The organism is Janthinobacterium agaricidamnosum NBRC 102515 = DSM 9628, from assembly GCF_000723165.1.
Taxonomy (GTDB): domain Bacteria; phylum Pseudomonadota; class Gammaproteobacteria; order Burkholderiales; family Burkholderiaceae_D; genus Janthinobacterium; species Janthinobacterium agaricidamnosum.
In genome coordinates this window covers 5,054,783-5,074,456 of sequence record NZ_HG322949.1, presented here as the reverse complement: position 1 = coordinate 5,074,456, position 19,674 = coordinate 5,054,783, and the positions used below count along the sequence as shown (strand labels likewise).

Below are 19,674 nucleotides of genomic sequence, written 5' to 3'. Positions count from 1 at the left end.
CGCTTCATGCATAGTCACAGCGACGTTTGCATCGTTGGCAACGGCGCCATCGCAAAAACCACCGCGCTGGCGTTCGCCCAGGCTGGCCAGAGCGTCACCTTGCTCAGTCCCGCCTCGCCGCCATCGCCGGCGCCCGCCGTCCCGGGCTGGGATGTGCGGGTGTTCGCGCTGAATCACACCGCGCACAATCTGCTGTCGTCGCTGAAGGTATGGGGCGCGCTCGACGCGGCCCGTCTGCAGCCGGTCGATGCGATGCTGGTCCATGGCGACGGCGCGCAAGCCGGCGGCCTCGGTTTCGACGCGTATGGCGCCCATGTCGGCACGCTGGCCTGGATCGTCGAAGACCGCAACCTGAACCAGGCATTGGACGCCGCGCTGAAGTTCGCGCAAAACGTCAACCTGGTGCAAGGCCGGGCGCAGCGCCTTGAAAACGGTGATGAACAGGCCACGGTCCACCTGGATAGCGGCGATGCGGTGACGGCGTCGCTGGTGGTCGGCGCCGACGGCGCGCAATCGTGGGTGCGCGGCCAGTGCGACATCGGCTACGATTACCGCTCGTATGGCCAGCGCGGCGTGGTCGCCAACTTCAGCTGCGAAAAGCCGCACCATGGCGCGGCACATCAATGGTTTGCCGGCGCCGAAGGCGTCATCGCCTTGCTGCCGCTGCCGGACAATCAAGTGTCGCTGGTCTGGTCGGCGCCGGAGGTGCTGGCCGAGACCTTGCTGCGCGAATCGGCGCAGCAGCTGGCGCACCGGCTGGCCGTGTTTTGCGGCGATACGCTGGGCGCGCTGACGCCGTTGCTGCCGGAACTGGTGCGCGCTTTTCCCCTCTCCCTGATGCGTCCCCATGCGCTGGTCGGCCCGCGCGTGGCATTGGTCGGCGATGCGGCGCACGTGGTGCATCCGCTGGCTGGCCACGGCATGAACCTCGGCTTTGCCGACGTCGCGCAACTGATCCAGACCGTCACCCGGCGCGAATCCCATCGGGGCATCGGCGACACGCGCGTGCTGGCCCGCTACGCCCGTGCGCGGAAGGAAGACGTGCTGCTGATGCAGATCGCCACCGACGGTCTGGCGCGCCTGTTCGGCGCCGATCTGGAGCCGCTGCGCGTGGTCCGCAATTTGGGATTAAACTTGCTGGATAAATTACCTGTATTGAAGCGCCGCCTGATTTCCCACGCCCTGGGGAAACTGGCCTGAGCCCGATCCCGCATGCCAATACCGGATTGCCGTCGCGACGTGCGGCGATCCTCTTTCAAAGAAGTCACCGGAGAGGTTATGAAGAAAAGTAAGATCGCGTTGCTGCTGTTTTCGGGGTTGCTGATGTCGTGCGCCGGTGCGGAAACGCCGCTGGAAGCGAATATCAAGAAATTGATCGAACCGCGCCTGGGCGAAGGCGCCAAGGTCGACTCGGTCAAGGAAACCCCGTACGCTGGCCTGTTCGAGGTGCGCACCGGCGGCGACATCCTGTACACCGACAAGAATGCGCAATACCTGATCGTCGGCCACGTGTTCGACGCCAGGACCTCGCAAGACTTGACCAAGGAACGGATCGACGAAGTCAACCGCATCAAGTTCTCCGACCTGCCGTTCGACCAGGCGCTCAAGCTGGTCAAGGGCAATGGCAAGCGCGTCATCGCGGTGTTCGAAGATCCGAATTGCGGTTATTGCAAGCGCTTCCGCCAGACCACGCTGAAAGACATCGACAACGTCACCGTCTACACCTTCCTGTACAACATCCTGTCGGACGATTCCTTCGTCAAGTCGAAAAACATCTGGTGTGCGGCCGACCGCAACAAGGCCTGGGATGACTGGATGTTGAACGGTAAAGTCGTGCCGCCCGCACCGGCCGCTTGCGCCACGCCGAACGACAAGATCCTGGCGCTGGGCCAGAAATTGCGCGTCAACGGCACGCCGACGATTTTCTTCAGCGACGGCAGCCGCATTCCGGGCGCGATCGACCTGAAGGGACTGGAAGCGAAGCTGTCTTCGATCAAGCAATAACATCCTGGGCAGTCGCCAGTGCAGCACGGCGCGCCCGCATCCGGCGCGCCGTTTTTATATCAGCACACAGTTATGCAGTTGTACCCGGGATTCCCCCACCGTTTTCACCCGCAAAAACGCAGTCAACAAAGAGGAGCATCAGATGATTACCCTGAATATCAACGGGCGCGACACACAGGTCGACGCCGACCCTTCGACCCCGATCCTGTGGGCCTTGCGCGACAACCTGAACATGACCGGCACCAAGTTCGGCTGCGGCGCGGCGCTGTGCGGCGCTTGCACCGTGCACCTGGACGGCGCGCCTATCCGTTCCTGCATCACGCCGATTTCGGCGGCGGCCGGACAAAAGATCACCACCATCGAGGCGATGCAAGGCGACCATGTCGGCAAGGCGGTGCAGGATGCGTGGGTGCGCCACGACGTGCCGCAATGCGGCTACTGTCAAAGCGGCCAGGTGATGAGCGCCACGGCGCTGCTGAAAACCAACAAGACACCGAGCGACGCCGACATCGACGGCGCCATGAGCGGTAATATCTGCCGCTGCGGTACCTATCAACGTATCCGCGCGGCCATCAAAGACGCCGCCAGCACGCTCGCTTAAGGGGACCGACATGCGTATCGAATGGATCAATCAAGATGCAATCGCCGCCGCGGCCGCCTCCAGCGGCGGCGTGTCGCGCCGCAGTTTCATGAAGGCCGGCGCCGCTCTCGGCGGCGGCCTGGTGCTGGGCTTTTTCATCCCCGGCGCCAACCGCATGGCGCGCGCCCAGGATGCCAAGGCGGCGGTGTACCAGCCCAACGCCTTCCTGCGCATTGCGCCGGACAATAGCGTCACCGTGATCATCAACCGGCTCGAATTCGGCCAGGGCGTGCAAACCGCGCTGCCGATGATACTGGCCGAGGAGCTCGACGCCGACTGGTCGCAAATGCGCGGCGAACTGGCGCCGGCCGGCGACGCCTACAAGGACCCGGCGTTCGGCATGCAGATCACCGGCGGTTCCGGCACCATCGCCCACTCGTACACCCAGTACCGCGAAATCGGCGCGCGCGCCCGCGCCATGCTGGTGGCCGCCGCCGCGCAGCAGTGGAAGGTCAAGCCGGACCAGGTCAAGACCTCGAAAGGCATGCTGATCGGCCCGGCCGGACAACAGGCCAGCTACGGTTCGTTCGCCGACGCGGCGATGAAACAGCCGGTGCCGGCCAGCGTCAAGCTCAAGGACAGTAAGGATTTCAATTTCATCGGCAAGCCGACCAAGCGCCTGGATGCGCGCGCCAAGTCGAACGGCACGCAGCAATTCGGCCTGGACTTCAAGCCGGCCGGCACCAAGGTCGCGGTGGTGGCGCGGCCGCCGGTGTTCGGCGCCAAGGTGGCCAGGCTGGACGCCAGCAAGGCCAAGGCCATCAAGGGCGTGCTGCAAGTGGTTGAAGTGGCGACCGACCGCGGCGGACGCGGCGTGGCGGTGATCGCCGACGGCTACTGGCCGGCCAAGCAGGGCCGCGACGCCTTGCTGATCGACTGGGACAGCAGCGCCGTCGAAAAGACCGACAGCGTCAAGCAGCTGGCGGCCTACAAGGCGCTGGCGGCGACTCCCGGCCTGGTCGCCAAAAAGGCCGATATTTCGGCGCTGGCGGCGGCGCCGAAGAAAATCAGCGCGGTCTATGAATTCCCTTACCTGGCGCATGCGCCGATGGAGCCGCTGAACTGCGTGGTCGACCTGAAGGCCGATTCCTGCACCGTATGGGCCGGCACCCAGATGCAAACCTTCGACCATGCGGCGATCGTCGCCACCTCCGGCCTGAAGGCGGAGCAGGTGACCTTGCACACGATGACCGCCGGCGGCGGTTTCGGCCGCCGCGCGATCCCGACCTCGGACTACATCGTCGAGGCGGTCAATGTGGCCAAGGCTTACCGCGCGGCCGGCCACAGCGGCCCGGTCAAGGTGATGTGGAGCCGCGAAGACGATATCAAGGGCGGCTACTACCGTCCGGCCCATGTGCACCGCGCCGAGATCGGGCTCGATGGCAAGGGCAAGATCCTGGCCTGGGACCACACCATCGTCGGCCAGTCGATCACCTCGAACACCCCGCTGGCCGGTTTCATGGTCAAGAACGGCATCGACGGCACCATGATCGAAGGCATGGGCGAGCCGTATGACGTGCCGCTGAACCTGTCGGTGCACAATGCCGCCGACAACGTGCCGGTGCTGTGGTGGCGCTCGGTCGGTTCGACCCACACCGCGTTTGTCATGGAAACCCTGATCGACGAGGCGGCGCACGCGGCCGGCGTCGACCCGGTGGCGTACCGCAAGCAGCTGCTGGGCGCCAGGCATGTGCGGCATATCGCGGCGCTCGACCTGGCGGTGGCCAAGTCCGGTTATGGCAAGACGGCGCTGCCGAAAGGCCAGGCCTGGGGCGTGGCGATGCACGAATCGTTCAATTCGGTGGTCGCCTACGTGGTCACCGCATCGGTGACGGATGGCGTGCCGAAGCTGCACACGGTGACCGCCGGCGTGCATTGCAACCAGGCCGTCAACCCGCTGACGATCGAGGCGCAAGTGCAGGGCGCGATCCTGATGGCGCTCGGCACCACCCTGCCGGGCGCCGCCATCACGCTGAAGGATGGCGTGGTGGAGCAGCAAAACTTCGGCGACTACCCGGTCGCGCGCCTGCCGGACATGCCGCTGGTCGCGGTGCACCTGGTGCCGTCGGCCGACGCGCCGACCGGCATGGGCGAGCCGGGCTTCCCGCCGCTGGCGCCGGCGCTGGCCAACGCCGTATTCACCTTGACCGGCAAGCGGCTGCGCAAGCTGCCGTTCGACCTGGCGACGGCATGACGGGAGCGCGGTGAGTAATCCAGTGAGCACGGTAGGAATCTTGCTGGCAGCCGGAAGGGGCAGGCGTTTCGACCCTTCCGGTGTGCAAAACAAGCTGTTGCAGCCGCTGGCCAACGGCGACGCGGTGGTGGTCGCCAGCGCCAGGAATCTGCTGGCCGCGCTGCCCCGGGTAGTCGCGGTGGTGCGCCCCGGCGACGACCGGGTGGCGCAGGCGCTGGGCGCGCTTGGCTGCGAAGTCCGGGTCTGTCCGGATGCCGACACCGGCATGGCGGCGTCGCTGACGCATGCGATCGATTACACGCGCGGCGCGCCGGGCTGGCTGATCGCGCTGGGCGACATGCCGCATGTGGAACCGGCTACAATCCTTGGCTTGTCGGCCGCGATAGGGCGCGGCGCCGATATTGCCGTGCCTGTCTTCCAGGGCAAGCGCGGCAATCCGGTCGCCTTCAGCCATGTCTACTTGCCGCTGCTGCTGGCGCTCGATGGCGACCAGGGCGCGCGCAATATCATCAAGAGCCATGCGAGCGTTGAAGTGGCCGTGGACGACATGGGAATTTTACGAGACATCGACACGCGCGCGGATTTGTAATCCATCAAAAGACGCGTTCCACACTGAGGATGATAATGAAGAAACCAGTAAAGAAAACCGCCGGCATCGCGTATGCCATCGTCGCCAGCGACCTGGCCGGCCATATGTTCCAGGTCTCGCTGACGGTGCAGTCGCCGGCTGCGCAGGGACAGATTTTCTCGCTGCCGGCATGGATACCGGGCAGCTACATGATCCGCGAATTCTCGCGCAACATCGTGCGCATCAGCGCCGAATCGAATGGCAAGAGCGTCGCGCTGACCAAGCTCGATAAACATTCCTGGCAAGCCGCGCCATGCAAGGAGCCGCTGACGGTCTTGTATGAAGTCTATGCGTGGGATTTGTCGGTGCGCGCCGCCCACCTCGACCAGACCCACGGTTTCTTCAACGGCAGCAGCGTGTTCCTGCGCGTGCTGGGCCAGGAGTCCGAACCGCACCAGGTCGATATCCAGCGTCCGCTGGACGCCGCCTGCAAGACTTGGCGCGTGGCCACCTCGTTGCCGGAACTGGGCGCCAGGCGCTACGGCTTCGGCACTTACCTGGCGTCGAATTACGATGAATTGATGGACCATCCGGTCGAGCTGGGTGACTTTGCGCTGGCGACCTTCAAGGCGCATGGCGTGCCGCACGATATCGTGTTTACCGGCCGCGTGCCGAACCTGGACCTGGCCCGCCTGTCGGCCGACCTGAAGGCGATTTGCGAAACCCAGATCGAATTCTTCGAACCGAAAACCAGGCGCGCGCCGATGGACCGTTATGTGTTCATGACGATGGTGGTCGGCGACGGCTACGGCGGCCTGGAGCACCGCGCGTCGACCGCGCTGGTGTGCGCGCGCGCCGATTTGCCGAGCACCGCCGCACCGAACCAGGAATTGAGCGACGGCTACCTGAAATTCCTCGGCTTGTGCAGCCACGAATATTTCCACACCTGGAACGTCAAGCGCATCAAGCCGGCCGCGTTCGCGCCATACAAGCTGGAAGCGGAAAGTTATACCCCGCTGCTGTGGCTGTTCGAAGGTTTCACCAGTTATTACGACGACGTGATGCTGGTGCGGGCCGGCCTGATCGATGAAGACGCGTACTTCAAGCTGCTGTCCAAGACCGTCAACAGCGTGTTGCGCGGCAGCGGCCGCAACAAGCAAAGCGTGGCCGATTCCAGTTTCGACGCGTGGACAAAATACTACCGCCAGGATGAAAACGCGCCGAACGCCATCGTCAGTTATTACACCAAGGGTTCGCTGATCGCGCTGGCGTTCGACCTGACCATCCGCAGCAAGACCGGCGGCAAGAAATCGCTGGACGATGTGATGGCCGCGTTGTGGCAGCGTTACGGCCGCGATTTTTATCCGAGCAAGGGCCGTGGCGTGACGCCGGCCGAAGTCGAGGCGCTGTTCGACGAAATCAGCGGCATCAAGATGAAGCCGTTCTTCGAACGTTATATCCGTGGCACCGACGACGTGCCGCTGGCGAAATTGCTGGCCCCGTTCGGCGTCAAGTATGCGGATGAACGCAAGCCGGCCAAGCCCAGCCTCGACGTCGGCCTGGGCCGCGACGGCAACGACGCCAAGCTGGCGCAGGTACACCAGGGCGGCGCGGCGCACCTGGCCGGCTTGTCGGCGGGCGACGTGCTGGTGGCGTTCGACGGCTTGCGCGTGTCGGGCAATCCGTACAACCTGGAAACCCTGCTGGGCCGCTACAAGGTCGGCGCCGACATCGCCGTGCACGCGTTCCGGCGCGACGAATTGATGACCTTTAGCGTCAAGCTGCAGGGCGACCGGGTGCCGGGCGTGACCCTCAGCGTGTTGCCGGCTGGTAAAAAAGCGGCCGGACTGAAGCGTCCTACGGCATCTTGATGTAATCCTCATCGCGCCGGCGGGCGGCCCTGTGCCGCCGCCGCGCGGTTTCAAGATACAATTTCCGGCTCGTAATTCTTTGCCGGCCAGATGCGCTGTTTCTGCCACCTCCATCCTTGAAACTCGATCCCGCCACCGTTATCCTGATGTCGACCCTGATGGCGGGAGCGATGTCGCTGGTGCTGTTCGCCGCATGGCGCAGTTTTCCCGCCAGCGTGCGCGGCATCGGCCACTGGTCGCTGGGGCTGGTCCTGCTGATTCTGGCCAGCGCGCTGTTCGCCCTGAACGGCAAGGTCGCACCCATCATCCTGCTGCCATTGGCTAACTCGGTGCTGTTGTGGGGCGGCGGTTTGCTGTTGATCGGTACCCAGCGCTTTTATGGCGTGCGGCCCGACTGGCGGCTGTTCCACCTGGCCTGGCTGCTGGGACTCGCTTGCATGGTGCGCTGGCTGTATCTTTCTGCCGACTTCCCGGCCCGCGTCGCGGCCTTTTCCTTCCTGATGATGTCCTTGCATGTGGCCATGCTGCTGACCATCGTGCGCCATGGCGAACGCCATTTGTCGACCTGGTTTTTCGGCTTGATGATATTGCTGCAATCGGCCAGCATGCTGCATCGCGGCCTGATGGCGCTGACCGATGGCGGCGCCGGCACCGACCTGTCGCATGGCGGGCCGTATCACAGCCTGTATCTGGCGATGACCAATTTCATGACCTTGCTGCTGCCGGTCGGATTCATGGCGGTGGCCACGCGGCGCCTGCAAGTCGTGCTGGAGCAGCGCGCCCACCGCGATCCGCTGACGCAGGTATTGAACCGGCGCGGCTTTGCCGACGCGCTGGACAAGGAAGCCGCCAGCGCGCGGCCGGCGGCGTTGATGGCGATCGACCTCGACCTGTTCAAGGCGATCAACGACAGCCATGGCCATGCGATGGGCGACCGGGTGCTGGTGCATGTGGCCGGCCTGATCGGCGCGACGCTGCGCGCCGGCGATCACCTGGCGCGTTTCGGCGGCGAGGAATTCATCGTGCTGCTGCCGGATACGCAGCTGGAGCAGGCGATGCTGACGGCGCGCGATATCCAGCAGGCGCTGCGCCGGCCGCGCACGGATGGTGTGCCGCCTTGCACCGCCAGCATCGGCATCGCCTGCCAGCCGCTGCTCGGCAAGGATGCCGATGGCTTGCTGCGCCGCGCCGATGACGCGCTGTACCGGGCCAAGGAAAATGGCCGCGACCGGATTGAAATCGATGGAATTTGACGGATGTTACTGCGGCCCGGCAAGGCTGCGCAACTGGAAGCGGTAGGCGTCGTCGAATAAAAACGTTTCGGAGAAATCCAGCGTCTTGCGTCCGCGCGGCAGTAAATGCCGCGGCTTGGCGAAGTCCGGTCCGGCGCGGCGCACCGCCGCCAGCGCCACTGTCGACGCGGCGCTGTCGCGCGAACGCTTGATGGCGACATTGACCAGCTTGCCGTCGCGGTCCATGCTGAGGTTGACTACCACGATCGCCGGCAGCATCGCCGGCAAGCGGCCGCTGAAGGTGATGGCGGTATTCGCATCGAGGATTTGCTGCGCCACCAGCGCCTTGTAGTCGTCGATGGTGTTCATCGGCGGCGGTGTCGGCGGCGGCACTGCGGCGCCTGGCTGCGGCGGCGTTTCGGCCGGCGCCGATGGCAGGTGCGGCGGGGTTTTCCGGCAAGCCGACAGTGACAATATCAGGCTGGCCAATCCCAGTGTAACGCAGCGTGCAAATTTTTTCACCGGGACCGTCATTTTTGTTAGCTGAGTTAGCTGAATAAGCGCTTCAATTCCACGCCCGGATCCGGCGCGCGCATGAACGCTTCGCCGACCAGGAAGGAGTGGATATTCGCTTCGCGCATGCGCGTCACGTCGTCGGTCGTCAGAATACCAGATTCGGTGATCACCAGCTTTTCCTGCGGTACGCGCTGCATCAGGTCCAGCGTGGTTTGCAGCGACGTTTCGAAGGTGCGCAGGTTGCGGTTGTTGATGCCGATCAGGCCGCTCTTCAATTTCAGCGCCGCTTCCAGTTCATCGCCGTCATGGCTTTCCAGCAGCACGCCCATGCCCAGTTCGTGCGCGCATGCTTCCAGTTCTGCCATCAAGCCATGGTCCAGCGCCGATACGATCAGCAAGATGCAGTCCGCGCCCATCGCGCGCGCTTCATAGACCTGGTACATATCGATCATGAAATCCTTGCGCAGCACCGGGATATTGCAGGCGGCGCGCGCCTGTTGCAGGTACTCGGCGGAGCCCTGGAAGAATTGTTCGTCGGTCAGCACCGACAGGCAGGCCGCGCCGTGCGAGGCGTAGCTGGCAGCGATGTCGGCCGGGCGGAAGTCGGCGCGGATCACGCCTTTCGACGGCGATGCTTTCTTGACTTCGGCGATGATGCCGGCCGAACCGGCCGCGATATGGCTGCGCAGGCTGGCCTCAAAACCGCGCATGTCCTTGCGCAGTCCGGGATTGTTTTCAACGTCGCTGCGCAGGCTGGCCAGGCTGCGGTGCTTTTTCGCGGTAGCGACTTCGTCGGCCTTGACGGCCAGGATTTTATTCAGGATATCGGACATGATGGGATTCAGGTAAAGAAGTTGTGGGAGCCAGCCTTGATTGTGCAAGGCTTGGAAATGGCATCAGAACATGCCTTGAAAATGAGATATACCGGCAAAGAAGATCAAGATGAAATCGTGGATGCCGGACATGACATTGTTGCTACGGTTAATTGCTGCCCAGTTGCTGCGTCACTTGCACAAACTGGTTCAGCTTGGCGATGGCCGCGCCGGACGATACCGCCAGCCGGGCCTTTTCCAGCCCATCGGCGATCGAACTGGCCACGCCGGCCGCATACAGCGCGGTGCCGGCGTTGAGCGCGACGATGTCGGACGCCGCGCCGGGCACGCCGTGCAGCGCTTCCATCATCTTGTCTTTCGACTCGATGGCGTCGGCCACCTTCAGGTTGCGGCTGGCGATCATGTGCAGGCCGAAGTCTTCCGGATGGATTTCGTATTCGCGGATTTCGCCGTTGACCAGTTCGCCGACCATGGTGCCGGCGCCGAGCGACACTTCATCCATATTGTCGCGGCCCCACACCACCACCGCATGCTGCGCGCCGAGGCGTTGCAGCACGCGCACCTGGATGCCGACCAGGTCGGCGTGGAAGACGCCCATCAGGATGTTCGGCGCGCCGGCCGGATTGGTCAGCGGTCCGAGGATGTTGAAAATGGTGCGCACGCCCAGTTCGCGGCGCACCGGCGACGCGTGTTTCATCGCCGCGTGGTGGTTCGGTGCGAACATGAAGCCGATGCCGGTTTGCGCGATCGACTGGGCGATCTGTTCCGGCTTCAGGTTGATGTTGGCGCCCAGCGATTCGAGCACGTCGGCGCTGCCGGACGATGACGACACGCTGCGTCCGCCATGCTTGGCGACGCGCGCGCCGGCCGCGGCGGCGACGAACATCGAGGCGGTCGAGATATTGAAGGTGTGCGCGCCGTCGCCGCCGGTGCCGACGATGTCGAGCAGGCCGGCGGTGTTCGCCATCGGCACCTTGGTCGAGAATTCGCGCATCACTTGCGCGGCGGCGGCGATTTCGCCGATGGTTTCCTTCTTGACGCGCAAGCCCATGGTCAGGGCGGCGATCATGGTCGGGGACATTTGCCCGGACATGATCTGGCGGAACAGGTACAGCATTTCGTCGTGAAAAATTTCACGGTGTTCGATGCAGCGCAGCAGGGCTTCTTGTGGGGTGATCGGCATGATGCTTCCTTCTTCAGTAATGGCGCAGGACGAAACCGGAATGTGGCAGGGGCGCGGGCGCGCCGTTCACATCTCAGCGGTCGAGGAAATTCTTCAGCAGTGCGTGGCCGTGTTCCGACAGGATCGACTCGGGGTGGAATTGCACGCCCTCGATATCGAATTCCTTGTGGCGCACGCCCATGATCTCGCCGTCGTCGGTCCAGGCCGTCACTTCCAGGCAAGCCGGAAACGAGGCGCGTTCGATCGCCAGGGAGTGGTAGCGGATCACTGTGAAGGGGCTGGGCAGGTCCTTGAAGACGCCCACGCCGGTATGCGCGATTAATGAAGTTTTGCCATGCATGACTTGCTTGGCGCGGATGACTTTGCCGCCGAATGCTTCGCCGATGGCCTGGTGGCCGAGGCAGACGCCGAGTATCGGCTTCTTGCCGGCGAAGTGTTTCAGCACCTCGATCGAAATACCGGCTTGCGCCGGTGCTTTCGGGCCGGGGGAAATACAGATGCGGTCCGGGTTCAGCGCTTCGATTTCCGCGATGGTGATTTCATCGTTGCGGACAGTGCGGACGTCTTCGCCCAGTTCGCCGAAATACTGCACGATGTTATAGGTGAAGGAGTCATAATTGTCGATCATCAGCAGCATCTCAGAACTCCCCATCCAGGCCATCTTGCACTTGTTCGGCGGCGCGCAATACGGCGCGCGCCTTGTTTTCAGTTTCTTGCCATTCCATTTCCGGGATCGAGTCGGCGACGATGCCGGCCGCAGCCTGCACGTACAGCATGCCGTCCTTGATGACGCCGGTGCGGATCGCGATCGCCACGTCCATTTCGCCGCCAAACGACAGGTAGCCGCAGGCGCCGCCGTAGATGCCGCGCTTGCTGATTTCCAGCTCGTCGATCACCTCCATGGCGCGCACTTTCGGCGCCCCGGTCAGGGTGCCGGCCGGGAAGGTGGCGCGCAGCACGTCGAGATTCGACAGGCCCGCCTCCAGCGTGCCTTCGACGTTCGACACGATGTGCTGCACATGCGAGTATTTTTCGATGACCATGCGGTCGGTGACCTTGACGCTGCCGGTTTCGGCGATGCGGCCGATGTCGTTGCGTGCCAGGTCGATCAGCATCACGTGTTCGGCGATTTCCTTCGGATCGGCCAGCAGTTCGGCCGACAGTTCGGCGTCGCGTTCCGGCGTCGAGCCGCGCGGACGGGTGCCGGCGATCGGCCGCAGCGTGACTTTCTTGCTGTCTTCGCCATCGGCGTTGCTGACGCTTTCATTGCGCACCAGGATTTCCGGCGACGCGCCGATGATTTGCATGTCGCCGAAATTGTAGAAGTACATATACGGCGACGGGTTCAGCGAACGCAGCGCGCGATACAGCGTCAGCGGCGAATCGACGTAGGGCTTGCGGATGCGCTGGCCGATCTGCACCTGCATCAAGTCGCCGGCCATCACGTATTCATGGGCCTTGGCGACCGCCTTCAGGTAGTCTTCCTTGCTGAAATCGCGGATGGTTTCGGTACGCACCGAGCTCGATGTGACCGGCGCATCGAGGCCGCGGCGCAGCATCATCCGCAAATCCTTGAGGCGGTGGCGGGCTTTCGCGTAGGCTTCCGGCGCGCCGCTGTCGGCGTACACGATCAGATACAGCTTGCCGGACAGGTTATCGATCACCGCCAGTTCTTCGGTCACCATCAGCTGGATGTCGGGCAAGCCCAGGTCATCCTTCGGCGCGCTGGCGGCCAGTTTTTTCTCGATGTGGCGCACCGTGTCGTAACCGAAATAACCGGCCAGGCCGCCGCAAAAACGCGGCATGCCAGGACGTAGCGCAACCTTGAAGCGGGCCTGGTATTGTTCGATGAAGTCGAGCGGATTGCCGTTGTGGGTTTCGATCACGGCGCCGTTCCTGACGATCTCGGTGCGGCTGCCGAAGCTGCGCAATACGGTCTTGGCGGGCAGGCCGATGAAGGAAAAGCGGCCGAAACGCTCGCCGCCGACGACCGATTCCAGCAAGAAGGTATTCTTGCCGCCATTCTGGCTCTGCGCCAGCTTGAGGTATAGCGTCAGCGGGGTTTCGAGGTCGGCGAAGGCTTCCGCGATCAAAGGGATGCGGTTGAAACCTTGGGTGGCCAGGGATTTGAATTCGAGTTCGGTCATGTTTCTCTCCATGCCGCCAGTTTGGATGGCGGAGGGTTTTCAAAAAACCTGCCGGATGCGTGCAAGCCGCCGGCAGCAATCACTACTTGGGTTACTTAGCCCAGGATTGCCAGCGTCGCCAAAGCCAGGCCTCAATCGAGCCGGTTTGGTTAACATTGTGTTTTTCGTTGGGAAACATGATTAGTTTGGTCAGTATGCTGTTTAATTGTGCATGCTAATAAGGTTGGCCGCTTGAAGCAGCGTGTCAACTATACCATCGGAATCGGTTTCGTGTATAGAGTGTCCGTGATTGTACCCATAAGGCACCGTCAACACCGGGCAAGCCGCAGCCCGTGCCGCTTGCGCGTCATTCGACGAGTCGCCGATGGCCACCACCTGGGCTGGCGCCAGGCCGAAGTCGCGGCACACTTGCTGCAGCGGCAACGGGTCCGGTTTTTTCCTGGCCAGTGAATCGCCTCCATAAATAATCTCGAAAAACCCGTACAACCCTTTTTGTTGCAACAGCGGTACAGCGAAGGCGACCGGCTTGTTGGTGACGCACGCCAGCCGCAAGCCGGCCGCCTTCATTGCTTCCAGTCCGGCGACCACGTCCGGATACAGCGTGCTGCCGTCGCCGTTGATGGCCAGGTAATGGCGCTGGTAGGCCTCCATCGCCGCCTCGAAGCGGCTGGCCACGCCGGCTGGTTCGAAATCGAGGGCCAGCACCGCGCGGATCAGGTTTTCCGAACCCTTGCCGACCATTAGTTGGATGCGTTCCGCGCTGATTGGTTCCAGTTCGAATTCTGCGCGCATGCGGTTGATCGCGATATGGAAGTCGGGCACGGTGTCGAGCATAGTGCCGTCCAGGTCGATAATTGCGGCTCGTACGCCGCGCAACACGGTGCTGTCGGCCATCTTAAACGCCTGCCAATTCTGCGCGCATCGCGTCGATCACGGCCTTGTAGTCCGGTTTGCCGAAGATCGCCGAACCGGCGACAAAGGTGTCGGCGCCGGCCTTTGCCGCCGCCGCGATGTTGTCGATCTTGATGCCGCCATCGACTTCCAGCATGATGTCGCGGCCGGATTCATCGATCAGGCGGCGCGCCGCGGCGATTTTTTTCAGCGCTTCGGGAATGAAGGACTGGCCGCCGAAACCGGGATTGACCGACATGATCAGGATGATGTCGATCTTGTCCATCACGTGGTCGAGGAAATGCAGCGGCGTGCCGGGATTGAACACCAGGCCGGCCTTGCAGCCGTTGTCGCGTATCAATTGCAGCGAACGATCGAGATGTTCCGACGCTTCCGGATGGAAGGTGATGATGTTCGCGCCGACCTTGGCGAAATCCGGGATAATGCGGTCGACCGGCTTGACCATCAGGTGCACGTCGATCGGCACTTGGACGTGCGGGCGGATCGCTTCGCAGACCAGCGGGCCGATGGTGAGGTTGGGAACATAATGGTTATCCATCACGTCGAAGTGGATGATGTCGGCGCCGGCGGCGACGACATTGCGCACTTCTTCGCCGAGACGGGCGAAATCGGCAGACAGGATGCTGGGAGCGATGCGGAATGTTGTCATGATATGGGCTTGCGATTAAAAAAGATGCGCCATTTTACGCTTGCCGTTCACGCCACGCTTTTTTGAAATCCATTATTTGGCATAAACTGTGGGGCACGACAACAAAAACTCCGGTGAACGCGTGCCGCGCGCCAGCCATCATTACAGCTAATTTGAGGAATTTCGATGGCATCTTATGAATTTACGGTCACGGTCAAAACGCAGTACCTGCCGGAACAGTCGGACCCCGAGCGCGGCAAGCATGTTTTCACGTACACGATCCGCATCAAGAATACCGGCACGGTAGCCGCGCAACTGATTTCGCGCCATTGGGTCATCACCGACGCCAATAACGGCAAGGAAGAAGTACGCGGCCTCGGCGTGGTCGGCCATCAGCCGCTGCTGCAGCCGGGCGAGCAATTCGAATACACCAGCGGCACCGCGCTGGCGACGCCGCAAGGCGCCATGCGCGGCGAATATTTCTGCGTGGCGGAAGACGGTCACCGCTTCGAGGCCGAGATCCCGGAATTCATGCTGTCGCTACCGCGCACGCTGCATTAAGGACCTATCCCAGTAGCGAGCGCCAGAAGAGGGCGTATTCATCTACTGGGATAGCTTCTAAGCCATACGTTATATAGTGGCGCCTGCATCGCATGGCCATGACGTGCGCCGCCATTGCGTCACTTCAGCTTGTCTTGCTCGGACTGTTGATCCGTCAATTGTTTCTTTTGGATCGGTGGTGTCGGCTTCTTGCCCGAATACATGGTCCACCACACGATGAATACCAGCAGGAAAAACGCTACCAACGCTTCAATGATTAATACCCACATACCGATTCCTTATGTTATTCACACGCAGTAGTCTACTCGTTTCATTGACCGTCGTCGCACTTTCGCTGGCCGCCTGTACCAGCACGCCGTTGCCGCCGGCACCGGTATTGCCGGCCACGCCGCCTGTCAAACCCACGCCATCGAAACCTGCGGAGCCGGCCGTTAAGCCTGACGCGGCCGCCGCCGAGAAGCCGCAATTCGCGCCGGTCAGTTTTTCCAGCTTGCCGGGCTGGCAAAAAGACGATTTACGCGCCGCCTGGCCGGCGTTCATGGCGTCCTGTAATGCCTTGAGCAAACGGGCGGACTGGAAAGAGCCGTGCATGATCGCCAAGCAAGTCAAGAGCAGCGACGACAAGGCGATTCGTTTATTCTTTGAAAGTTTCTTCGTGCCGAACCAGGTCATCGCGCCGGATGGCGCCAGCACTGGCCTGGTCACCGGTTATTACGAACCGCTGCTGCATGGCGCGCGCAAGCGCGGCGGTCCGTACCAGACCCCGTTGTATCGCGTGCCGGACGATTTGCTGACCGTCGACCTGGCCAGCGTGTATCCGGAATTGAAAGGCATGCGTTTGCGCGGCCGCCTGAGCGGCAAGAAAGTGGTACCGTATTCGACCCGTGCCGAGATTGAGCGCGCCGACGTGAGCGGCAAGGAATTGATGTGGGTCGACGATGCGGTCGAGGCGTTTTTCCTGCAAGTGCAGGGTTCCGGCCGCGTGCAATTGACGGATAGCCAGGAAACCGTGCGCGTCGCCTATGCCGACCAGAACGGTTATCCGTACAAGTCGATTGGCCGCTACCTGGTCGAGAAGGGCGAGCTGACGGCGAGCCAGGCGTCGGCGCAAGGCATCAAGGCGTGGATCGCCGGCCATCCTACACGCCAGAATGAATTGTTCAACGCGAATCCGAGTTATGTGTTCTTCAAGGAAGAACGCTTGCCGGACCCGAAAGTCGGTCCGAAAGGCGCGCTGGGCGTGCCGTTGACGCCGCAGCGCTCGGTCGCGGTCGACGCTCGTTACGTGCCGCTGGGAACGCCGGTATTCCTGGCGACCACCCAACCGTTCAGCGATATCCCGATGCAGCGGCTGGTGATGGCGCAAGATACCGGCGGTGCGATTCGCGGTGCTATCCGGGTCGATTATTTCTTTGGATTTGGTACCGAGGCGGCCGAAAACGCCGGCCGCATGAAACAGAGCGGCATGGTGTGGGTGTTATTGCCGAAGCAGACTCCGGCCCGCTGATCGCGGTAAGTCACGCGATGCGCCGCGCCGGCATGATACGGCCGGCGCGGTGATCCTGGTCAGCGCAAGACCATCACCGGCAAGGTGGTGTGCGCCAGCACTTTTTGCGTCTCGCTGCCGATAAACAACTTATTCAAGCCTTTGCGGCCATGCGACGCCATGATGATGATGTCGCAATTAAACTTGCTGGCGGCGGCGACGATTTCTTCATACGGGCTGGGCGACAGCGCCACCACGCCGTCGAACGGCACGTCGGCGGCGCGCGCGGCGGCCTGCACTTTATCCAGGTTGTGCTGCGCCGATACCCGCATCTGGTGCTCATATTCACTGGCGTCGAGCACGATGCTGCCATCGCCGAGCGGCGCAAATGGCAGCGGCTGCACCACGCTGACGGCGACGATGGCGGCTTGATTCAGTTTGGCGAATTCGATGACGGTGACTGTGGCGCTGTCCGATAAAGGCGAACCATCGGTAGGCAATAAGATCTTGGTAAACATGGCGTTCTCCGGTTGATGTAGTCATCCAGCTTATGGATACAGGTCAATAAAAACCTTGATATAAATCAAACTCAACGTATGTTTTGCTGATGTGTCAACAAACAGTGTAGACGCCTTCGCCGATTCAGGTGCGCACGCTACGCAACGGCGAGCCGAAGATCATTCCCAGTGTCAGGGCGACACTGCCGGCGGCGACGCAGGCCATGCCGCTGCGTACGCCGAAATGTTCGGCGATGAAGCCGGCCGCCAGCGCGCCCAGCGGCGCGGTTGCCACCGTCAGGAACCGCATGGTCGATGTCATGCGGCCGAGAAAGGCGTCCGGCGTGACTTTTTGGCGCAAGCCCATATACGGTATGAAGAATAGCATCACGCCGCAATCGAAAAAGAATATCAGCACGGCATAGGCGATCGCGCTATTGGTCCGGCTGCCGAACAGTGCCGCTGGAATCGCCGGCGTCAGCATGAAGCCGAGCGTGGTGGCGACCAGGCCGATCAGGATGGTCGGGCCGGTGCCGTAGCGCCGGGTCAATGGCTTGACCAGCAACGAGCTGGCGAAAATGCCGGCGCCGCCCAGCATTTGCGCCATGCCCAGCATGCCCGGTGTCATGCCCAGTACGCGGGTGGCAAATAAGATCGTCAACGCCGCGCTGGCGTAAAACAGCAAATGCCAGGCACCGACACCCCAGGCTAGCGGACGCAGCAGCGGATGGTTCCAGACAAACACGAGGCCATCCTTGATTTCGCGCAGCGGATGCCGGTTCGATGGCGGCGGGCGCGGATCGCGCACGCTCATGCGCCGCAAATTTAGTATCGACACCAGATAGCCGCACGCCGTCACCAGGATCGCCACCGGCGCGCTCAGCAATTGCACCAGCAAACCGGCAATGCCGGGGCCGACCAGCCGCGACGCCGAATCGGTGGTGGCAAACTTGGCTTGTGCATCGATCAAGCCTTCGCGTCCGACCAGGAAGGTCAGGAATACCTGTTCAGCGCTGCCGCCGACGACAAAACCGGTGCCGATCAAGAAGCCGACCACATACAGCCACGGCATCGACAATACGCCGCACCAGTACGCGAGTGCCACGCTGGCCAGCGCGATGCCGGACATCGATTCGCTGAACAGCATGATCGGTAATTTGCTGCGCCGGTCGAGCAACACGCCGACCGGCAAGCCGAACAGCGCGAACGGCACCGCCTGCAAGGCGACCAGCATGCCCATCTGTTCCGGCGTCGCATGCAGCAGCAACACCGCGCACAGCGGCAAGGCGAGGGTGGTGATTTGCGCGCCGAAGCCATGGAGCGCGCTGCTGAACCAGAAGCGGCGGAAGTCGGCGCTGGCCAGCAGGCGGTCGCCGCTCAGCTTGGTTATCCAGTAGGTACGCAGGGAGGCAAGAATAAGGTGCTCGCTATCAAGGCAGGTTTAGGCCACCAATAATAACAGCGGCGCTTGACTCCATATAGTGGGCATGGCTGAGATAAACGCTACAATCGCCCACACCGTGTTCCATCCATAGGAGACTGACATGCAATATGAAGATCTGATCATCGCCATCCACGACAAGGTCGCACTGATACGCCTGAATCGTCCGAAGGCGCTGAATGCGCTGAACGACAATATGATGAATGAGCTGGGCCACGCCTTGCATGCCTTCGATGCCGACGACAATATCGGCTGCATCGTGCTGACCGGCAGCGAAAAAGCGTTCGCGGCCGGCGCCGACATCGCGGCGATGGTCGACTACACTTATCCGGATACCTATAAGGATGGTTATATCACCCGCAACTGGGAACATATCCTGCGCGTGCGCAAGCCGGTGATCGGCGCGGTCGCCGGTTATGCGCTGGGCGGCGGCTGCGAACTGGCGATGATGTGCGACTTCCTGATCGCCGCCGACAACGCCAAATTCGGCCAGCCGGAAATCAAGGTCGGCGTCACGCCGGGCGCCGGCGGCACGCAACGTTTGCCGCGCGCCATCGGCAAGGCCAAGGCGATGGACTTGCTGCTGACCGCCCGCACCATCGACGCGGCCGAGGCGGAACGCATCGGCCTGGTGTCGCGGGTGGTGCCTGCAGACAAGCTGATCGAAGAAACCCTGGCCGCCGCGGCCACCATCGCCGCGATGCCGACGTCGGTGGCGATGATGATCAAGGATTGCGTCAACCGCGCCTTCGACACCACGCTGACCGAAGGCGTCGCTTACGAGCGCCGTTTATTTCACGCCGCTTTCGGTACGCCGGCCCAGAAAGAAGGCATGCAAGCGTTCCTGGAAAAGCGCTTGCCAAAGTTCGACGGTCTTTGATATGATACGCCTCCCCGATGAATGGCACTCGTTGCTGAGCAAAAGGGAGCGTCGGAAACGGCGCTGTAGCAGAAAAGAAAA

The 19,674-nt window shown here is 62.4% G+C and carries 21 protein-coding genes; 10 read left to right on the top strand and 11 right to left on the bottom strand.

Features of this window, described 5'->3' with window-relative positions; translation table 11 throughout:
- Positions 1-6: 6 nt before the first annotated feature.
- The 7 genes from GJA_RS21855 (at position 7) to GJA_RS21825 (ending at position 8,530) form a co-directional block, all read left to right on the top strand.
- Entirely contained in the window at positions 7-1,200 is a 1,194-nt protein-coding gene (locus GJA_RS21855) for an FAD-dependent monooxygenase (protein ID WP_242404599.1), read from the top strand.
- Between the two features lie 78 nt (positions 1,201-1,278).
- Complete coding sequence (locus GJA_RS21850; RefSeq protein WP_038496555.1) at positions 1,279-2,004, top strand: DsbC family protein; 726 nt, start codon at positions 1,279-1,281, stop codon at positions 2,002-2,004.
- Between the two features lie 142 nt (positions 2,005-2,146).
- Complete coding sequence (locus GJA_RS21845; protein WP_038496553.1) at positions 2,147-2,605, top strand: (2Fe-2S)-binding protein; 459 nt, start codon at positions 2,147-2,149, stop codon at positions 2,603-2,605.
- Between the two features lie 10 nt (positions 2,606-2,615).
- Entirely contained in the window at positions 2,616-4,838 is a 2,223-nt protein-coding gene (locus GJA_RS21840; RefSeq protein ID WP_038496552.1) for a xanthine dehydrogenase family protein molybdopterin-binding subunit, read from the top strand.
- A gap of 22 nt (positions 4,839-4,860) precedes the next feature.
- On the top strand, positions 4,861-5,427 hold the full coding sequence (locus GJA_RS21835) for a nucleotidyltransferase family protein (RefSeq protein ID WP_038496548.1): 567 nt from the start codon (positions 4,861-4,863) through the stop codon (positions 5,425-5,427).
- 35 nt (positions 5,428-5,462) lie between these two features.
- Positions 5,463-7,277: a M61 family metallopeptidase gene (locus GJA_RS21830; protein ID WP_038496545.1), complete on the top strand. Its 1,815-nt coding sequence runs from the start codon at positions 5,463-5,465 to the stop codon at positions 7,275-7,277.
- Between the two features lie 116 nt (positions 7,278-7,393).
- Positions 7,394-8,530, top strand: a complete 1,137-nt coding sequence (locus GJA_RS21825; RefSeq protein WP_242404598.1) for a GGDEF domain-containing protein — start codon at positions 7,394-7,396, stop codon at positions 8,528-8,530.
- Positions 8,531-8,536: 6 nt separating this feature from the next.
- Here GJA_RS21825 and GJA_RS21820 read toward each other — a convergent pair whose 3' ends face one another.
- The 7 genes from GJA_RS21820 to rpe form a co-directional block, all read right to left on the bottom strand.
- Positions 8,537-9,031, bottom strand: a complete 495-nt coding sequence (locus GJA_RS21820) for an energy transducer TonB (protein WP_144241618.1) — start codon at positions 9,029-9,031, stop codon at positions 8,537-8,539.
- A 26-nt stretch (positions 9,032-9,057) separates the two neighbouring features.
- On the bottom strand, positions 9,058-9,858 hold the full coding sequence (trpC, locus tag GJA_RS21815) for an indole-3-glycerol phosphate synthase TrpC (protein WP_038496536.1): 801 nt from the start codon (positions 9,856-9,858) through the stop codon (positions 9,058-9,060).
- Positions 9,859-10,006: 148 nt separating this feature from the next.
- Positions 10,007-11,041 carry an anthranilate phosphoribosyltransferase gene (gene trpD / locus GJA_RS21810; RefSeq protein ID WP_038496533.1) on the bottom strand — a complete coding sequence of 345 codons (1,035 nt, stop codon included), beginning with the start codon at positions 11,039-11,041 and terminating at the stop codon, positions 10,007-10,009.
- Positions 11,042-11,114: 73 nt separating this feature from the next.
- Entirely contained in the window at positions 11,115-11,678 is a 564-nt protein-coding gene (locus GJA_RS21805; protein WP_038496530.1) for an anthranilate synthase component II, read from the bottom strand.
- A 1-nt stretch (position 11,679) separates the two neighbouring features.
- The gene (trpE, locus tag GJA_RS21800; RefSeq protein WP_038496527.1) at positions 11,680-13,188 is read right to left on the bottom strand and encodes an anthranilate synthase component I; all 1,509 of its coding nucleotides are present in this window, start codon (positions 13,186-13,188) and stop codon (positions 11,680-11,682) included.
- Between the two features lie 201 nt (positions 13,189-13,389).
- Positions 13,390-14,082, bottom strand: coding sequence for a phosphoglycolate phosphatase (locus GJA_RS21795; protein ID WP_038496524.1), 693 nt, complete (start codon positions 14,080-14,082; stop codon positions 13,390-13,392).
- A gap of 1 nt (position 14,083) precedes the next feature.
- Positions 14,084-14,749 (bottom strand): ribulose-phosphate 3-epimerase, encoded by a 666-nt coding sequence (gene rpe / locus GJA_RS21790; protein WP_038496521.1) that lies wholly within the window; start codon positions 14,747-14,749, stop codon positions 14,084-14,086.
- Positions 14,750-14,914: 165 nt separating this feature from the next.
- On the opposite strand from rpe, the gene apaG reads away from it, so the two are divergent.
- Positions 14,915-15,289 carry a Co2+/Mg2+ efflux protein ApaG gene (apaG, locus tag GJA_RS21785; RefSeq protein ID WP_038496519.1) on the top strand — a complete coding sequence of 125 codons (375 nt, stop codon included), beginning with the start codon at positions 14,915-14,917 and terminating at the stop codon, positions 15,287-15,289.
- A gap of 119 nt (positions 15,290-15,408) precedes the next feature.
- Here the strand turns inward: apaG and GJA_RS27885 are convergent, their stop codons facing one another.
- A complete protein-coding gene (locus GJA_RS27885; protein WP_167541140.1) occupies positions 15,409-15,558 on the bottom strand; it encodes a hypothetical protein in 150 nt (49 codons plus the stop codon).
- Positions 15,539-15,880: a hypothetical protein gene (locus tag GJA_RS28365; RefSeq protein WP_242404693.1), complete on the bottom strand. Its 342-nt coding sequence runs from the start codon at positions 15,878-15,880 to the stop codon at positions 15,539-15,541. Before GJA_RS28365 ends, GJA_RS27885 begins: the two co-directional genes overlap by 20 nt.
- Between GJA_RS28365 and mltA the strand changes: the two genes are divergently transcribed.
- Positions 15,780-16,796 (top strand): murein transglycosylase A, encoded by a 1,017-nt coding sequence (mltA, locus tag GJA_RS21780; protein WP_242404685.1) that lies wholly within the window; start codon positions 15,780-15,782, stop codon positions 16,794-16,796. The two genes, GJA_RS28365 and mltA, sit on opposite strands and share 101 nt — an antisense overlap.
- Positions 16,797-16,855: 59 nt before the next feature.
- Here mltA and GJA_RS21775 read toward each other — a convergent pair whose 3' ends face one another.
- Both GJA_RS21775 and GJA_RS21770 read right to left on the bottom strand, forming a co-directional pair.
- Positions 16,856-17,293 carry a universal stress protein gene (locus GJA_RS21775; protein ID WP_038496518.1) on the bottom strand — a complete coding sequence of 146 codons (438 nt, stop codon included), beginning with the start codon at positions 17,291-17,293 and terminating at the stop codon, positions 16,856-16,858.
- Between the two features lie 124 nt (positions 17,294-17,417).
- Entirely contained in the window at positions 17,418-18,635 is a 1,218-nt protein-coding gene (locus GJA_RS21770) for an MFS transporter (RefSeq protein ID WP_242404684.1), read from the bottom strand.
- 181 nt (positions 18,636-18,816) lie between these two features.
- On the opposite strand from GJA_RS21770, the gene GJA_RS21765 reads away from it, so the two are divergent.
- Positions 18,817-19,593, top strand: coding sequence for an enoyl-CoA hydratase (locus tag GJA_RS21765; RefSeq protein ID WP_038496515.1), 777 nt, complete (start codon positions 18,817-18,819; stop codon positions 19,591-19,593).
- Positions 19,594-19,674 lie beyond the last annotated feature (81 nt).

What these genes read in the sequence shown, in the direction of transcription:
- GJA_RS21855 (WP_242404599.1), top strand. Translation starts at nt 7, where the DNA reads ATGCATAGTCACAGCGACGTTTGCATCGTTGGCAACGGCGCCATCGCA.
- GJA_RS21850 (WP_038496555.1), top strand. Translation starts at nt 1,279, where the DNA reads ATGAAGAAAAGTAAGATCGCGTTGCTGCTGTTTTCGGGGTTGCTGATG.
- GJA_RS21845 (WP_038496553.1), top strand. Translation starts at nt 2,147, where the DNA reads ATGATTACCCTGAATATCAACGGGCGCGACACACAGGTCGACGCCGAC.
- GJA_RS21840 (WP_038496552.1), top strand. Translation starts at nt 2,616, where the DNA reads ATGCGTATCGAATGGATCAATCAAGATGCAATCGCCGCCGCGGCCGCC.
- GJA_RS21830 (WP_038496545.1), top strand. Translation starts at nt 5,463, where the DNA reads ATGAAGAAACCAGTAAAGAAAACCGCCGGCATCGCGTATGCCATCGTC.
- trpC (WP_038496536.1), bottom strand. Translation starts at nt 9,858, where the DNA reads ATGTCCGATATCCTGAATAAAATCCTGGCCGTCAAGGCCGACGAAGTC.
- trpD (WP_038496533.1), bottom strand. Translation starts at nt 11,041, where the DNA reads ATGCCGATCACCCCACAAGAAGCCCTGCTGCGCTGCATCGAACACCGT.
- GJA_RS21805 (WP_038496530.1), bottom strand. Translation starts at nt 11,678, where the DNA reads ATGCTGCTGATGATCGACAATTATGACTCCTTCACCTATAACATCGTG.
- trpE (WP_038496527.1), bottom strand. Translation starts at nt 13,188, where the DNA reads ATGACCGAACTCGAATTCAAATCCCTGGCCACCCAAGGTTTCAACCGC.
- GJA_RS21795 (WP_038496524.1), bottom strand. Translation starts at nt 14,082, where the DNA reads ATGGCCGACAGCACCGTGTTGCGCGGCGTACGAGCCGCAATTATCGAC.
- rpe (WP_038496521.1), bottom strand. Translation starts at nt 14,749, where the DNA reads ATGACAACATTCCGCATCGCTCCCAGCATCCTGTCTGCCGATTTCGCC.
- apaG (WP_038496519.1), top strand. Translation starts at nt 14,915, where the DNA reads ATGGCATCTTATGAATTTACGGTCACGGTCAAAACGCAGTACCTGCCG.
- GJA_RS27885 (WP_167541140.1), bottom strand. Translation starts at nt 15,558, where the DNA reads ATGTGGGTATTAATCATTGAAGCGTTGGTAGCGTTTTTCCTGCTGGTA.
- GJA_RS28365 (WP_242404693.1), bottom strand. Translation starts at nt 15,880, where the DNA reads ATGCACGGCTCTTTCCAGTCCGCCCGTTTGCTCAAGGCATTACAGGAC.
- GJA_RS21775 (WP_038496518.1), bottom strand. Translation starts at nt 17,293, where the DNA reads ATGTTTACCAAGATCTTATTGCCTACCGATGGTTCGCCTTTATCGGAC.
- GJA_RS21765 (WP_038496515.1), top strand. Translation starts at nt 18,817, where the DNA reads ATGCAATATGAAGATCTGATCATCGCCATCCACGACAAGGTCGCACTG.